Origin of the sequence: Mycobacterium simulans (genome assembly GCF_900232995.1) — a bacterium.
In the GTDB taxonomy this organism is placed as follows: Bacteria; Actinomycetota; Actinomycetes; order Mycobacteriales; family Mycobacteriaceae; genus Mycobacterium; species Mycobacterium simulans.
On the sequence record NZ_OCVX01000055.1, the window covers coordinates 1 to 1611 of the forward strand.

1 protein-coding gene is annotated in these 1611 nt (G+C 66.0%); it reads left to right on the forward strand.

Going from position 1 to position 1611, the window contains the following annotated elements:
• The coding region (locus tag MSIMFI_RS27055; RefSeq protein ID WP_191499996.1) for an acyltransferase domain-containing protein at positions 1 to 1609 on the forward strand (1609 nt) is incomplete at its 5' end.
• Positions 1610 to 1611 lie beyond the last annotated feature (2 nt).

The following is a 1611-nucleotide window of genomic DNA, read 5'->3' on the forward strand; positions in this document are numbered from 1 at the left end:
CCACCCCCACCGCGCCGCCATCACCACACCCGCGGCCAGCGATGACCCCCGTCAGGACCTGCTCGCGGCCTTAGATGCGCTGCGCACCGGGCTTCCCCACCCAGGCCTCACCAGCCATCACCTGACCCCCCAGGCCGGCAAAATCGTGTTCGTCTTGCCCGGCCAAGGCGCTCAATACCCCACCATGGGCCACCAGCTTTACGCTCATCACCGCAGCTTCGCCGACACCCTCGATGAGGTCTGCGCGGCCCTGGATCCCCATCTCGATGTGTCGCTTCGCAAGGTGCTCTCCGCCGAGGCTGACGGCGCATCGGCCGAGCTGCTTCACCAAACTACCTACGCTCAACCCGCATTGTTTGCCTTCGGGGTGGCCATGCACGCCGCGTTGGTGTCGGCCGGTATCACCCCCGATTGTCTGCTGGGACACTCCATTGGCGAACTGACCGCCGCCTACATCGCTGGAGTGTTCTCCCTGCCCGACGCCGCGGTGTTGGTCAGCGCTCGAGGTCGACTCATGCAAGCCTGCGCTCCAGGGGCGATGCTGGCGATCCAAGCCAGCGAACACAACATCCTGGCGTTGCTGGACCAGTACCCAGACACCGCCTTAGCCGCGATCAACAGCCCCACCTCAGTGGTCGTCGCCGGGCCCTTCGACCAACTTGACCGACTGCGCGACTACTGCGCCTCCCAGCACTACAAGGCCACCCCGTTAAAGGTCAGCCACGCGTTTCATTCCCCGGCTATGGACCCCGCCCTGCCGGAATTCGAGGCCATCGCCGCTGGTGTGACGTTAAGGCCGCCCACCGTGCCGATCCTCTCCAACCTCACCGGGCAACTGGCAACCCCCGACCAACTCACCTCGCCGCGTTACTGGACCCAACACTTGCGTCAGTCCGTCCGCTTCCATGACTGCGTGGCCCGACTACTGGCCCAGGGCGAGCACACCTTTGTCGAGTTGTCCCCGCATCCTGTGCTGGCTCCCGCGATCACCGACACCCTGGCCCAAGCCGGCGAACCCACCGGTTCAGCGGTGATCACCACCTTGCACCGCGACCGCCCCGACCTAGACACCCTGACCAGCACGCTGGCCCAGCTACACACCCACGGCCACAGCCCGTCCTGGACAAGCCTGTACGGGCAGCCCCCCACCGTCGCACTGCCGACCTATCCCTTCGAACACCGCCGGTACTGGCTGTCCCCGGCCACCAGCGCCGACGTCAGCGCTGCCGGACTCGACCGCCCCGACCACCCCTTACTCGGCGCCATCACCCACCTGGCCGACCAAGACCAAATCGTGGTCTCCGGACGACTCGCCATCACCACACACCGGTGGCTGACCGGCCACCAAGTCAACGACCGCATCATCTTTCCCGCCACCGGATTCGTCGAACTGGTTCTACACGCCGGCCAACACGCCCACACGCCCGTCATCGACGAACTCATCCTGCACACCCCCCTGGTGCTCTCCGAACACACGCCCACCGACGTGCAAATCACCATCCACCCCCCCACCGAGACCCACCAACGCCCCTTCACCGTGCCCTCGAGATCCCAGGTAGGGGTGGGTGGTGGTGTGAGGGTGGTGGTTCGGGTCAGGCGGGGGATATGAGC